This window comes from Mycobacterium sp., assembly GCF_032162105.1.
GTDB lineage: Bacteria > Actinomycetota > Actinomycetes > Mycobacteriales > Mycobacteriaceae > Mycobacterium.
Genome location: NZ_JAVRPS010000448.1, coordinates 1 through 13,237 on the forward strand (window position 1 = coordinate 1; position 13,237 = coordinate 13,237).

Below are 13,237 nucleotides of genomic sequence, written 5' to 3' on the forward strand. Positions count from 1 at the left end.
GCGTGGCCATGAACACCGGTACGTCGGCGGCCAAAGAGGCCGGCAACATGGTGGATCTGGACTCGGACCCCACCAAGCTCATCGAGATCGTCGAGATCGGCAAGCAACTGTTGATCACGCGAGGTGCACTGACCACGTTCTCGATCGCCAACGACATCGCGAAGTACTTCGCGATCATTCCGGCGATGTTCGTGGCGATGTTCCCCGGCCTCGACGTGCTCAACGTGATGCGGTTGCACAGCCCGCAATCGGCGATCCTGTCCGCGGTGATCTTCAACGCGATCATCATCGTCGCGCTGATCCCGCTGTCCCTGCGTGGTGTGCGCTACACCCCGAGCAGTGCCTCGAAACTGTTGAGCCGCAACCTCTACGTCTACGGGCTCGGCGGCATCATCGCGCCGTTCATCGGGATCAAGCTCATCGACCTGGTAGTCCAACTCTTCCCGGGAATGTGAAATGAACCTTTCGAACCTCGTCCGCCAGCACTGGGCGGCGCTACGCGCACTGCTGGTTTTCACCGTCATCGTGGGCATCGGCTATCCGCTGTTCATCTGGCTCGTCGCCCAGATACCCGGCCTGCACGACAAGGCCAATGGATCGATCATCGAGGTGGCCGGAAAGCCGGTGGGCAGCAGCCTGATCGGTCAGCTGTTCACCGATTCCGACGGCAACCCGCTGCCGCAGTACATCCAGAGTCGACCGTCGGCAGCCGGTGACGGCTACGACCCGCTGGCGACCAGCGCGAGCAACCTCGGACCGGAGAGCATCGTCGACACGCCCGCCGATCCCACGCTGCCCGAGGCCAACAACGGGTACAAGGCCAGCCTGCTCACGTTGGTCTGCTCGCGCAGCGCCGCCGTCGGCAAGCTCGAAGGGGTGAACGGAGCGCGTCCGTTCTGCACCGGCGACGGCGTCGGCGCGGTGTTGTCGGTCATCGGCCCCAGGGACGCCCGCGGCAACGTCGTCAACCCGACGAAGGTGGTCAGCGTCAACGAGCCGTGCCAGACGACCAGCACCCCGTTCCTGAACACTTATGAGGGGGTTCGGGTGGAGTGCGCGAAGTTCGGGGACGACTACTCCGTCGGCCAGGTCGTGCCCATCAAGGGCGCCGCTTCGACCGATCCTGCGGTCCCGGCCGATGCGGTCACCGCGAGCGGCAGTGGCCTGGACCCGGACATCTCGGTGGCCTACGCCGACATCCAGGTCAACCGGGTCGCCAAGGCCCGTGGCGTCAGCGCCGACCAGGTCAGGGACGCAGTGCGCGCCAACGAGCGCGGCCGCGACCTCGGCTTCATGGGCGAGCCCCGGGTGAACGTGCTTGCACTCAACCTGGACCTTGACCGGAAGTATCCGGTGAAGAGCTGATCTGACCGGTGGATGATGAGCGTGTGACCGCCCCCGAGTCAAGACCCGATTACAAGCAGAAACGCGGGGAGCTGCGCATCTATCTAGGCGCAGCTCCCGGCGTCGGCAAGACGTACGCGATGCTCGGCGAGGCGCACCGCCGGCTGGAACGCGGCACCGATGTCGTCGCTGCGGTCGTCGAGACACACGGCAGGAAGAAGACCGCGGAGCTGCTCACGGGTATCGAGCTCATCCCACCCCGCTTCATCGACTACCGAGGCAGCAGCTTTCCCGAGCTCGACGTTCCCGCGGTGCTGGCGCGCCAACCGCAGGTGGTGCTCGTCGACGAGCTCGCGCACACCAACACTCCCGGCAGCAAGAATCCCAAACGCTGGCAGGACATCGAGGAGCTGCTTGACGCAGGCATCACCGTGATATCGACGGTCAACGTTCAGCACCTGGAAAGTCTGAATGACGTTGTCGCGCAGATCACCGGCATCGAACAGCAGGAGACGGTGCCAGACGAAGTCGTCCGCGCAGCCGCACAGATCGAGCTGGTCGACATCACGCCGGAAGCGTTGCGCCGCAGGCTTTCGCACGGAAATGTCTACGCCCCCGAGCGCATCGACGCCGCGCTGACGAACTACTTCCGACGTGGCAACCTCACGGCACTGCGCGAGATTGCCTTGCTGTGGCTCGCCGATCAGGTGGACGCCGCGCTGGCCAAGTATCGCGCCGACAACAAGATCACCGACACCTGGGAGGCCCGCGAGCGAGTGGTGGTCGCCGTGACCGGCGGGCCAGAGTCCGAAACGCTGGTACGCCGAGGCTCCCGTATCGCATCGAGGTCCGGCGCAGAGCTGATGGTGGTCCATGTCGTTCGGGGCGACGGACTTTCGGGCCTCTCGGCGCCGCAGATGGGCAAGGTGCGCGAGCTGGCCCACAGCCTGGGCGCGACGTTGCACACGGTGGTCGGCGACGACGTCCCCGCGGCGCTGCTGGATTTCGCGCGGGACATGAATGCGACCCAGCTGGTTCTCGGCACCTCACGCAGGTCGCGGTGGGCACGAATCTTCGAGGAAGGCATCGGCGCGGCTACGGTGCAGAATTCGGCGAAGATCGACGTCCACATGGTGACGCACGAGGCGGCCAGCGGAGGGTTCTCGCTCTCGTCGTTGTCCCCTCGCCATCGGCACCTGGTGTCCTGGCTGGCCGCCCTGATAGTTCCGTCCGTCATCTGCGCACTGATCGTGTTCGTGCTCGACCCGTTTCTCGGCACCGGCGGTGAGAGCGCGCTGTTCGTCATCGGGGTGCTGATCGTCGCACTGCTCGGCGGCGTGGCCCCCGCCGCACTCTCGGCGTTGCTCTCCGGGCTGCTGCTCAACTACTTCCTGGTCGCTCCTCGATACAGCTTCACCATCGCCGAGCCCGACAGCGCCGTCACCGTCGTGGTGCTGCTGGCGGTGGCCGTGGCCGTGGCGGCGCTGGTCGACGGCGCGGCGAGCCGGACCAGGGAGGCCAGGCGCGCGTCGCAAGAAGCCGAACTCCTCGCGCTGTTCGCCGGGTCGGTGCTGCGCGGCGCCGATCTGGACACGCTGCTGGAGCGGGTCCGGGAAACCTACTCCCAGCGCGCGGTCAGCCTGCTCCGCGACGGCCACGGAGTCATCGCTTGCGTCGGCAATGACCCTTGCGTTGACGTCGACACGGCTGATACCGCCATCGAGGTCGGTGACGACGAATTCTGGATGCTGTTGTCGGGCAAGAAACTCGCCGCAAGGGACCGCAGGGTGCTTGGGGCGGTCGCCATGCAGGCGGCAGGGCTGGTCAAGCAGCGGGAGTTGACCGAAGAGGCAGGCAAGGCCGAAGGGATTGCGCAGGCCGACGAATTGCGCCGCGCACTGCTTTCGGCGGTCAGCCACGACCTGCGCACGCCGCTGGCCGGCGCGAAGGCCGCGGTGTCCAGCCTGCGCAGCGACGACGTCGGCTTCTCCCCCGAGGACACTGCGGAGCTGTTGGCAACCGTCGAGGAGTCGATCGACCAGCTGACCGCACTGGTGGGGAATCTGCTCGACTCGTCGCGGTTGGCGGCAGGAGTGGTCCGGCCAGAACTGCGCCGGACGTACCTGGAGGAAACGGTGCAGCGTGCGCTCCTCGGAATCAGCAAGGGAGCCACCGGGTTTGGCTCAGCGGGTCGGAGCGACGCGACGTGGGGAAGGCCGCCGCCGGGCCTCGACAGGGCCAAGGTCGAGGTCGGCGATGCCGTGGTGATGGCCGACAGCGGTCTACTGGAACGCGTGCTCGCCAACTTGATCGACAACGCGCTGCGTTATGCCCCGAACAGCGTGGTACGGGTCAACGCGGGCCGAGTGGGCGATCGGGTCCTGATCGCGGTAATCGACGAAGGGCCGGGCATACCGCGCGGCACCGAGGAGCAACTGTTCGAACCCTTCCAGCGCGGCGGCGACAGGGACAATAGCAGCGGCGTCGGCCTCGGTCTGTCCGTCGCGAAGGGATTCGTGGAGGCGATGGGAGGCACCGTCATCGCCACCGACACCCCGGGAGGGGGGTTGACCATCGAAATCGATCTGGCCGCACCTCCGAAGGATGAGCAGGCATGACCTCGCCGAAGCCGACCGCGCCGAAGACCACCGCGCCGAAGACCACCGCGCCGAAGACAAAGGTCCTCGTCATCGACGACGAACCGCAGATCCTGCGGGCGTTGCGAATCAACCTGTCCGTACGTGGATATGAGGTCACCACGGCCGCGACCGGCGGTTCCGCGCTGCGCGCCGCCGCCGAGCACAAGCCCGACGTCGTCGTCCTGGACCTCGGCCTGCCCGACATGTCCGGAATCGAAGTGCTGCAGGGCCTGCGCGGCTGGCTGACCGCCCCCGTGATCGTGTTGTCCGCCCGCACCGACTCTGCGGACAAGGTCGGCGCCTTGGATGCCGGCGCCGACGACTACGTGACGAAACCGTTCGGGATGGATGAGTTCCTCGCACGGCTGCGGGCCGCGGTCCGGCGGGCGGCCGCCGCGTCCGACACCGATGAACCCGTGGTCGAAACATCCTCGTTCACCGTGGATTTGGCCGCCAAGAAGGTGACCAAGAACGGGTCGGAGGTGCACCTCACGCCCACCGAGTGGGGCATGCTGGAGATGCTGGTCCGCAACCGCGGCAAGCTGGTCGGCCGCGAGGAATTGCTCAAGGAGGTGTGGGGTCCGGCATACGCCAAGGAGACCCACTACCTACGGGTGTACCTGGCGCAGTTGAGACGCAAGCTGGAGGACGACCCGTCGCACCCGGTCCACTTGTTGACCGAGGCGGGCATGGGTTACCGCTTCCAGGAGTAATCACCGAGCTTCGAACATCGCCATCCACACCGAGAAGCGGGACAACGTCTCGACTGTCAGACGGCCGAGATATGTGTGTCGATAGAGCGCATCGGTGGGCGCCTCTACGTCCCAACTCCCGCCTTCAGTCCTGGTCACCAGACCGTAGGCGGCAACGACCTTCAACGCCACCACCAATCCGCGCCGGCCGGCGGGGACTCTCGAACCGATCTCTGCGACGCTCATAGGCCCCCACCGGAGCGCGTCCAACACCTCGATGACGTGCGGGTGGCTCACGACATCACGCAGGTCCGGCACCGAGTTCGGTTCGCCGTTGCCCATCGACGCCGGGCTTGCCAAGTCGCGCATTCGCCGCACGCTAGAAGCCAGGCCGAGCCGACGCATCGGGACTTATGGAATCCATACGTCGGCTAGCTGGACTTTTACGGAATCTATACACCCCACAACGCGCCATCCATCACCGATGGAAACTAGGCTCCCGACCGTGTCGTCACCGACGTCAGTGCTGAAACGCTTGGTGGTCGGGCGGCCGTTCCGCAGCGACCGACTGGGCCACACCCTGCTTCCCAAACGGATTGCATTGCCCATCTTCGCGAGCGACCCGTTGTCTTCGGTCGCCTATGCGACGCAGGAAATCCTGCTGATGCTGACTCTCGGCGGACTGGCCTACCTGTACTTGACACCGTGGCTCGCCGGGGCGGTGGTGCTGCTGCTGGCCGTGGTGGTGTTGTCCTATCGCCAGGTGGTGCAGGCGTATCCCAGCGGTGGCGGCTCCTACGAGGTGGCCTCGACGAACCTGGGCCCGCGGGCCGGACTGGTGGTGGCGGCCGCGCTGCTCGTGGACTATGTGATGACGGTGGCCGTCTCGGTAGCCGCGGGAGTCGACAACATCATCTCGGCGATACCCGAGATGAATCCGTATCGGGTCGCTGTCGACATCGGCTTCATCGTGTTGTTGACCGCGATGAATCTTCGCGGGGTGCGCGAATCCGGGCGGGCGTTCGCCGTGCCGACCTATGCGTTCATCGTCGGCGTGATGCTGATGGTTGGAATCGGCTTGTTCCGAGCGCTTCTCGGTGACGCACCGCAGGCCGAGAGCGCAAGTTACGGTATCCGCGCCGAGCACGTGGGGCTCAGTGGGCTGGCAATCGCCCTGCTGGCACTGCGCGCCTTCGCCTCCGGTTGCACCGCACTCACCGGTGTGGAGGCCATTTCCAACGGCGTGCCCGCGTTTCGAAAGCCCAAGGCTCTCAACGCTGCCCGGACGATGACGGCCATGGGCGCCCTGGCGATCACGATGTTCGCCGGGGTGACCGCGCTCGCGTTGGTTTCGCACACCCGGGTCGTCGAGAACACGTGCGACCTGATCGGCTTCACCGGCGATTGCAACCGCGATCCGCAACGCACGGTGATCGCCCAGATCGCCGCTGCCGTGTTCGGCAACAACAGCCTGATGTTCTTCTTCATGCAGGCCGCGACGGCGCTGATCCTGATCCTCGCGGCGAATACCGCCTACAACGGGTTCCCTCTGCTCAGCTCGATCCTCGCCAGGGACCGCTACCTGCCCAGGCAACTCCATAGCCGCGGGGACCGGCTGGCGTACTCGAACGGCATCATCCTGCTCGCCGCGATGGCCGGAGTCTTGATCTACGCGTTCGACGGGTCGACGACCCGCCTGATCCAGCTCTACATCCTCGGAGTGTTCACCTCCTTCACCCTGTGCCAAATCGGCATGGTGGTGCATTGGAATCGGCAGTTGGCCGTTGCCGTCGTGCCGGTGGAACGGCGGCACATCCACCGCGCGCGGGCCATCAACGCATTCGGCGCCTGTTTCACCGGTGTCGTGTTGGTCGTGGTCATGGTCACCAAGTTCACCCATGGTGCCTACCTGGTGGTCATCGCGATCCCGGTGCTCTGTGTCCTGATGCAGGGAATCCACCGGCACTACGCAGCCGTTCGCGCCGAGCTTCGTGCTGACATGGACGATGACCGTGTGCTGCCGAGCAGGGTGCACGCGATCGTGCTGATCTCGAGCTGGCACAAGGCAACTCAGCGCGCGATGATGTTCGCCAAGGCGACGCGGCCGGACACACTTACCGCGCTCACCGTGAACGTCGACGACGATGACACCAGGGCCGTTCTGCAGGAGTGGAAAGAGCTGGAGATCGACGTTCCGCTCCTGGTCATCGAGTCGCCCTACCGGGAGATCACCCGGCCCGTCGTCGACTACGTGAAGAAGTTGCGAAAGAACCAGCCCCGCGACGTGGTCAACGTCTATATCCCCGAATACGTGGTCGGCCGATGGTGGGAGAACCTGCTGCACAACCAGAGTTCACTGCGACTCAAGGGACGGTTGTTGTTCGAGCCGGACGTCATGGTCACCAGCGTGCCCTGGCAATTGCACTCATCGGAGCGCCTCGACCTCGCCCGGGTCGAGCACAGCCCTGGCGACATCCGAAGTGGCATCGACAAGTGAGTTAGGGGCCGGGTTTCACTGCCTGCAGGGTGTAGGTCAGCGGCATTCGGTCCCGCCCTTGAGCGAGGATGAATTCCTCGTCGAAGTCAGGGCTCGGAATCATCAACCCTTCCAACGGGTTCCACGGCACCTCCCGATGCTCCTCCAGCGCGGTGACGGCCAGTCCGGCCGCGGTGAGCGCGGAGAAGATCTCGCCGAGACCGTGGTTGAAGATGACGGACTCGGGCGCGGAGACGGCGCCGGAGCCGGCGTAGCTGTCGTGTTCGACGAACACCGTTCCCTCCGTCTCGAAGTACGGGTACTCCATCACCAGCACACCGTCGGGTCTTGGATCGGACATCCCCCACAGCACGGGGTGGCCCTCCCTGATGAACAGCCGGCCCCCCGGCCTCAGCAGGCCGGCGACCACATCGGCCCAGCGCCGGATGTGTGGCAGCCAGCAGATCGCGCCTATCCCCGTGTAGACGAGGTCGGCGCTCTCGGCGCCGATTACCCCCACCGCGTCGTCCACGTCGGCCTCGACGAAAGCTACGTCGGCGTTGGCTCGGCGGGCCAATGCCCGGGCTGCGTCCAGTGCGGCAGGCGAGAAGTCCAATCCGGTGACCGAGCGGGCGCCCAGCCGGGCGAGCGACACCGTGTCGGTGCCGATGTGGCACTGCAGGTGCACGACGTCGCGATTGTCCAGTCGCCCGAGCCGCGGCAGGTCGTAACGCACCACGGCCGACAGGTGTTCGGGGTCGTCGAAGGCGGCGAGGTCGTACCCGTCGGGCGCGGTGTGCAGCGGCACCCGTGATTCCCAGTTCGCCAGGTTGATGCTGCGCCAGTCGTCGGTCATGACCTGATTCTCACAGGTTCGGCCGCCACGTCACTTCCTCTACGTGAACAGTCCGCGCAAGCGCGGCTCCAGCAAAGGTGCCCGAAATCCGGCGCGTCAGGGGACCTTTACGTCTGTTCGCGGGAGGCGGTTTCGTCGGCCAGGGCGATCAGCTTCGCGCGCACCAGGTCCGGCCGCTCGTCGATGACGAAGTGGCTGGCGTCCACTGTCTCCAACGTGTAGTCGTCGGCGTTGGCCGTCTCTGCCGCCACCCAGGACGGATGGACGGCTGCGTCGCCCAACCCGAACAGTGCGCGAATCGGCACCGTGGCTCGTCGCGTCTCGGGATTCCTTGCACTCTGCGGTATTTCCCGCGTCACGAACGTGCGATAGGTGTCTCGGCTCGCCCGCGCACACACTGGGTCGCGGAATCGGTCAGCGAACACGCGTGCTGTCTCGGGATCGAGGTTGGACCCGATGCCGAAGATCATCTTGTCCACGAACCTCGTGCGCTGCTGTACCCATACCCCGACCGTCGCAAGCGGTATCTGGTAGCCGAAGCGCCAAAGCCGGGGCAGCACGTTTCGCGCGGTAATCCACGGATGCGCCATGTTCAGCGCGAGGAAGCCGTCGAACCTCGCCGGCGCCCGAAGGACCATCCGGTAACCGACGAAGGCGCCCCAGTCATGCCCGACGAGCAGGACCCGATCCAGACCAAGCGCGTCCATCAACGCCAGCACGTCGCTGGCGACGTCCTCCTTGGCCCACTTGTGTGGGGGCGGCCCGGACCACCCATACCCTGGCAGGTCTGGGGCGATGATCCGCAGCCCTGGCGGCGGGTCGGCCAGCAGGTCCCGGTAGGCCCAGTGGTGTTGCGGCCAGCCGTGCAGCGCGATCACGGGCCGGCCGTCCTCGGGCCCCGCCTCGGTGACGTGGAACCGCACCCCGCGCGCCTCGACGAACGACCGGCGCACGCCCGCGATGGCGGGCGGCTCGCTTGTTGACGTTTTGTCAGTAACCATGACCGAACTATAGAAACCCGGCGAAGGGCCAGACAAGACCGGCCCGCGCGCTACCGTGCCGGTATGGCCGGGTATCGGGAAGTGTTCGACGCCAGCATCAAAGACCCGAGCGCGTTCTGGGCCGACGCCGCCCGGGCCGTGACGTGGATCCGCGAGCCCCAACGCATCCTCGACGACTCCAATCCCCCGTTCTACCGGTGGTTCCCCGACGCGCAGCTCAACACCTGCGCCAATGCGCTGGACCGGCACGTCGCCTCGGGGCGGGGAGACCAGGCGGCGCTGATCTACGACTCGCCCGTCACCGACACCAAGCGCACCTACACCTACCGCGAACTGCTCGACGTGACCGCGCGGTTCGCCGGCGTGCTGCGCAGCCTCGGGGTCGACAAGGGCGACCGCGTGGTGATCTACATGCCGATGGTGCCCGAGGCGGTCGTCGCCATGCTGGCCTGCGCGCGGCTGGGCGCCGTGCACTCCGTGGTGTTCGGCGGTTTCGCCGCGCCCGAACTCGCGGCACGCATCGACGACGCCCGCCCGGTCGTCGTCGTGTCCGCGTCGTGCGGGATCGAGCCGACCCGCACCGTCGACTACAAGCCGATGCTCGACGCGGCGCTCGACATCGCCGAGCACACCACTCCACACTGCGTCATCGTGCAGCGCGAACAGCGCCCGTGCGCGTTGGTGGCCGGCAGGGACGTCGACTGGGACGAGGCGGTCGCCGCCGCCGAGCCGGTCGACCCCGTCCCGGTCGCCGCGACCGATCCGCTCTACGTGCTGTACACGTCGGGCACCACCGGCAAGCCGAAGGGGATCGTCCGCGACAACGGCGGGCACGCCGTGGCGCTGCTGTGGACGATGCGGCACGTCTACGACACGAATCCCGGCGAAGTGTATTGGGCCGCTTCAGATGTCGGCTGGGTGGTTGGCCACTCCTACATCGTCTACGGGCCGCTGCTGCTGGGGGCCACGACCGTGCTCTACGAGGGCAAACCCGTCGGCACCCCCGACGCCGGAGCGTTCTGGCGGGTGGCCGCCGAGCACGGCGTGACGACGTTGTTCACCGCCCCGACAGCGATGCGCGCCATCAAGAAGGAGGACCCCGACGGCGCGCACGTGGGCCGCCACGACCTATCCGCGCTGCGCTACCTGTTCCAGGCCGGCGAGCGACTCGACCCCGGCACCTACCACTGGGCGACCCTGCTACTCGGCATCCCCGTGATCGACCACTGGTGGCAGACCGAGACCGGATGGTCGATCGCCGCCGACCCGATGGGCATCGAGGCGCTGCCGGTGAAGCCGGGCTCGGCGACGGTGCCGATGCCGGGCTACGACGTCCGCGTCCTGCGTCCGGACGGCACCGAGTGCGACGCGGGCGAGGAGGGCGCGATCTGCGTGAAGTTGCCGCTGCCGCCAGGCACGTTGCCGACGCTGTGGGGCGCCGACGACCGCTACGTGGCTTCCTACCTCTCGGCCTTCCCCGGCTACTACCTGTCCGGCGACGGCGGCTACGTCGACGATGACGGCTACCTGTTCGTGATGGGTCGCACCGACGACGTCATCAACATCGCGGGCCACCGGCTGTCCACCGGCGCGGTCGAGGCGGTGCTGGCCAACCACCCCGCAGTCGCCGAATGCGCGGTGATCGGCGTGGCCGACGACATCAAGGGCCAGGTGCCGCGGGGATTCGTGGTGCTCAAGGCAGGTGCCTCCGCGGACGACCTGGTCGACGAACTGGTCGCGGCCGTGCGGCAGAACATCGGCGCGGTGGCCAGCCTGAAGCGGGTCGACGTGGTCGCCGCGCTGCCCAAGACCCGGTCGGGCAAGATCCTGCGCAAGACGATGCGTGGCATCGCCGACGGCCGCGACGAACCGCCACCCTCGACGATCGAGGACGTCGCGGTCCTCGACGCGCTGAAGCCCGTGCTGCAGTCCTGACCGCGTGCCCGGTTCCGCCGGAACGGTTCCCACTCAGCATGATCCGAACTATTGTGAATTGGCCATATGTTGATGTGTGTCTGAGCCAGCAGAGGAACTCCAATGCGCGTTTCAGAGGTCAAGGCAGGGTCGGGTTGCACGTGTCATTGCAATGCGTGCGATGGCGGTCACCACTGCGGAAACCCGCCCAACTGCAACGTCCGCAAGTAACCGCTACGCCGAACGTACGGGTGTTGTACAGATCGCCCGAGTAGGGCCGTAAACACTCGTACTTTCGGCGAACCGGAGCGGTGACGCTAGGCGATCGACAGGGCGATGCCGTCGAGGATGTCGTGCTCGCTGACGACGAGTTCGTCGATCCCCGCACGGTTGCCCAGCTCGCGCGCCAACTCCTCGACGACGATCGCGCCGCCGCCGATCACGTCGACGCGTCCCTCGTGCATCGGGCCGAGCGCGGCGCGTTGCTTGCGCGTCATCGCGATCAGGTCGTCACACACCGTCAGTAGTTCGTCGAATCCCACCCGGGACAGGTGGATCGCGTCGGCGTCATAGGTCACCATCCCCTGAGCCAGTGCCGACAGCGTCGTCATGGTGCCCGCCACGCCCACCCATGTCCGGGCGCCCTCGACGGGTACCGCCCGTAGCGCCTGAGACAGCCCGTCGCGCACCACGATTCGAGCCGCCTCGATCTCCGCGGCGGTCGGCGGGTCCGAATGCAGGCAGCGTTCGGTGAGTCGCACGCACCCGATGTCGGCGGAGAAACTGGCCGTCACTCCAGTGACGTCAGGGCGGTCGCCCACCACCACCTCGGTCGAGCCGCCGCCCAGATCCACTACGACGAAAGGCGCTGCGGAGGAATCCAATTCGCCGACCGCACCGATGAAGGACAGGGCCGCCTCCTCGGTACCGGTGATCACCTCGGCCACCGCGCCCGGCACCACCGCGCCGAGCAGTTCGGCCGTCATCGCGAAGAACTCCTCGCGGTTGCCCACATCCCGCGCCGCTGACGTCGCGACCATCCGCACCCTCTCGACACCGTGGGTCCGCAGCTCGTCGGCGTAGTCCGCGAGCGCCACGCGGGTGCGAACCAGCGCTGCTGGCGCGAATTGCCCTGTGGCGTCGACTCCTTCGCCCAGCCGGACGATGCGCATCTCGCGGTGCACGTCGTGCAGCCGGCCTCCATTACTTTCTGGGTCCACGTCGGCGATCAACAACCGGATCGAATTGGTTCCGCAGTCGATCGCACCGACCCGTTTTGCTCCTCGCGTGCGCGGCACCCGCTTTGCTCCTCGCGTGCGCGGCACTCTCACGTCCAGCTCCCCACATCCAGGATTCCCGCCATCGCCGGCTCGATAGCCAGCACGGCCAACGCTTCATCGCCGAGGGGGTTGACCCCGCGGCCCTTCGCCAGCGAATGCGCCATCAGCACGTGCAGGCACTTGACCCGGTCGGGCATGCCGCCGCCGGTGAACGTGGTGCCCAGTGGCTCGATGGCATCCCGTTCCGACAGATACGACTCGTGCGCCCGGCGATATGCGGCGGCCAGGTCCTCGTCGGCCTGCAGACGTTCGGTCATGTCCCGCATCAGCCCCGAGGACTCCAGCCGGCTCGCGGCGGCCGTCAACGCCGGGTGGGTCAGGTAGTACAACGTCGGGAACGGTGTGCCGTCGGGTAGTCGCGGCGCGGTCTTGACGACTCCCGGCTCACCGTTCGGGCAGCGGTAGGCGATCTCCAGGACACCGCGGGGCTCGCGGCCCAGCTGCCGCGCGACGGCGTCCAGATCGGCGTGGTCAACCACCGGGAGGCGGAGCGGGTGGGGGCGGAACGGCGGGGTCGACGGGCGCGGGCACGGGAAGCGCGGGACCGTGCGGCGCATCGGCGATGGTGTGCCACAGCGAGGTGTACCACGGTTGGCCACTGGGTGGCGCCGCGGCGTTCGTGCCCGGCAACGCTTCCGGTTCGCCCGTCGCGGGTAGCTGCACCTGGTAGGGAATCTCACCAGGCATCACGAACCCGAGCCGTTCGCGCGCCTGGGCGGCGATGTACACCGGATCGCCGAGCTTGACCTTCTGCTGTTCGAGATCGTCGATCTGGGAACGCAACTGGGCCTGGGCGACCTGCAGTTGCTTCATCTCGGTCCGCTGCGCGAAATAGGTGCGCACCGGTCCGGCGATCGTCAGGGTCAGCACGCAGATCACCGCGGCCAGGATCGCCGCCCGCCGGGCAGCCGAACCCAACCGCTGTTCGGACTGCTGCTCGGCGGCCTCGGCGATCGCCTGCCTGATGGGTTCGAC

The 13,237-nt window shown here is 66.9% G+C and carries 11 protein-coding genes and 1 pseudogene; 6 read left to right on the forward strand and 6 right to left on the reverse strand.

Annotation, left to right across the window (positions count from 1 at the left end):
• From QOC69_RS22950 to QOC69_RS22965, 4 genes and pseudogenes are all read left to right on the forward strand, one after another.
• A pseudogene (locus QOC69_RS22950) lies at positions 1 to 455 on the forward strand (potassium-transporting ATPase subunit B); the annotation flags it as partial.
• Position 456: 1 nt separating this feature from the next.
• Entirely contained in the window at positions 457 to 1,365 is a 909-nt protein-coding gene (locus tag QOC69_RS22955; RefSeq protein ID WP_526443898.1) for a potassium-transporting ATPase subunit C, read from the forward strand.
• Positions 1,366 to 1,388: 23 nt separating this feature from the next.
• Positions 1,389 to 3,962: an ATP-binding protein gene (locus QOC69_RS22960; RefSeq protein ID WP_526443900.1), complete on the forward strand. Its 2,574-nt coding sequence runs from the start codon at positions 1,389 to 1,391 to the stop codon at positions 3,960 to 3,962.
• Complete coding sequence (locus QOC69_RS22965; RefSeq protein ID WP_526443902.1) at positions 3,959 to 4,696, forward strand: response regulator transcription factor; 738 nt, start codon at positions 3,959 to 3,961, stop codon at positions 4,694 to 4,696. Before QOC69_RS22960 ends, QOC69_RS22965 begins: the two co-directional genes overlap by 4 nt.
• Here the strand turns inward: QOC69_RS22965 and QOC69_RS22970 are convergent, their stop codons facing one another.
• Entirely contained in the window at positions 4,697 to 5,044 is a 348-nt protein-coding gene (locus QOC69_RS22970) for a winged helix-turn-helix transcriptional regulator (protein ID WP_526443904.1), read from the reverse strand.
• Positions 5,045 to 5,159: 115 nt separating this feature from the next.
• Here QOC69_RS22970 and QOC69_RS22975 point away from each other — a divergent pair, with 115 nt between their 5' ends.
• Positions 5,160 to 7,172, forward strand: a complete 2,013-nt coding sequence (locus QOC69_RS22975) for an amino acid permease (RefSeq protein WP_526443916.1) — start codon at positions 5,160 to 5,162, stop codon at positions 7,170 to 7,172.
• Position 7,173: 1 nt separating this feature from the next.
• Here QOC69_RS22975 and QOC69_RS22980 read toward each other — a convergent pair whose 3' ends face one another.
• Both QOC69_RS22980 and QOC69_RS22985 read right to left on the reverse strand, forming a co-directional pair.
• Positions 7,174 to 8,007 carry a class I SAM-dependent methyltransferase gene (locus QOC69_RS22980; protein WP_526443906.1) on the reverse strand — a complete coding sequence of 278 codons (834 nt, stop codon included), beginning with the start codon at positions 8,005 to 8,007 and terminating at the stop codon, positions 7,174 to 7,176.
• A 107-nt stretch (positions 8,008 to 8,114) separates the two neighbouring features.
• Positions 8,115 to 9,008, reverse strand: a complete 894-nt coding sequence (locus QOC69_RS22985) for an alpha/beta fold hydrolase (protein WP_526443908.1) — start codon at positions 9,006 to 9,008, stop codon at positions 8,115 to 8,117.
• Between the two features lie 9 nt (positions 9,009 to 9,017).
• Here QOC69_RS22985 and QOC69_RS22990 point away from each other — a divergent pair, with 9 nt between their 5' ends.
• Positions 9,018 to 10,943 carry an acetate--CoA ligase gene (locus QOC69_RS22990; protein ID WP_526443918.1) on the forward strand — a complete coding sequence of 642 codons (1,926 nt, stop codon included), beginning with the start codon at positions 9,018 to 9,020 and terminating at the stop codon, positions 10,941 to 10,943.
• A 296-nt stretch (positions 10,944 to 11,239) separates the two neighbouring features.
• On the opposite strand, the gene QOC69_RS22995 is transcribed toward QOC69_RS22990, so the two are convergent.
• The 3 genes from QOC69_RS22995 to QOC69_RS23005 form a co-directional block, all read right to left on the reverse strand.
• Complete coding sequence (locus tag QOC69_RS22995) at positions 11,240 to 12,220, reverse strand: Ppx/GppA phosphatase family protein (RefSeq protein WP_526443910.1); 981 nt, start codon at positions 12,218 to 12,220, stop codon at positions 11,240 to 11,242.
• Positions 12,221 to 12,249: 29 nt separating this feature from the next.
• Positions 12,250 to 12,741: a DUF501 domain-containing protein gene (locus tag QOC69_RS23000; protein ID WP_526443912.1), complete on the reverse strand. Its 492-nt coding sequence runs from the start codon at positions 12,739 to 12,741 to the stop codon at positions 12,250 to 12,252.
• Positions 12,734 to 13,237: FtsB family cell division protein (locus tag QOC69_RS23005; protein ID WP_526443914.1), on the reverse strand; the 504-nt coding region annotated here is incomplete at its 5' end. The genes QOC69_RS23000 and QOC69_RS23005, both read right to left, overlap by 8 nt.

What these genes read in the sequence shown, in the direction of transcription:
- QOC69_RS22980 (WP_526443906.1), bottom strand. Translation starts at nt 8,007, where the DNA reads ATGACCGACGACTGGCGCAGCATCAACCTGGCGAACTGGGAATCACGG.
- QOC69_RS22975 (WP_526443916.1), top strand. Translation starts at nt 5,160, where the DNA reads ATGGAAACTAGGCTCCCGACCGTGTCGTCACCGACGTCAGTGCTGAAA.
- QOC69_RS22955 (WP_526443898.1), top strand. Translation starts at nt 457, where the DNA reads ATGAACCTTTCGAACCTCGTCCGCCAGCACTGGGCGGCGCTACGCGCA.
- QOC69_RS22985 (WP_526443908.1), bottom strand. Translation starts at nt 9,008, where the DNA reads ATGGTTACTGACAAAACGTCAACAAGCGAGCCGCCCGCCATCGCGGGC.
- QOC69_RS22965 (WP_526443902.1), top strand. Translation starts at nt 3,959, where the DNA reads ATGACCTCGCCGAAGCCGACCGCGCCGAAGACCACCGCGCCGAAGACC.
- QOC69_RS22970 (WP_526443904.1), bottom strand. Translation starts at nt 5,044, where the DNA reads ATGCGCGACTTGGCAAGCCCGGCGTCGATGGGCAACGGCGAACCGAAC.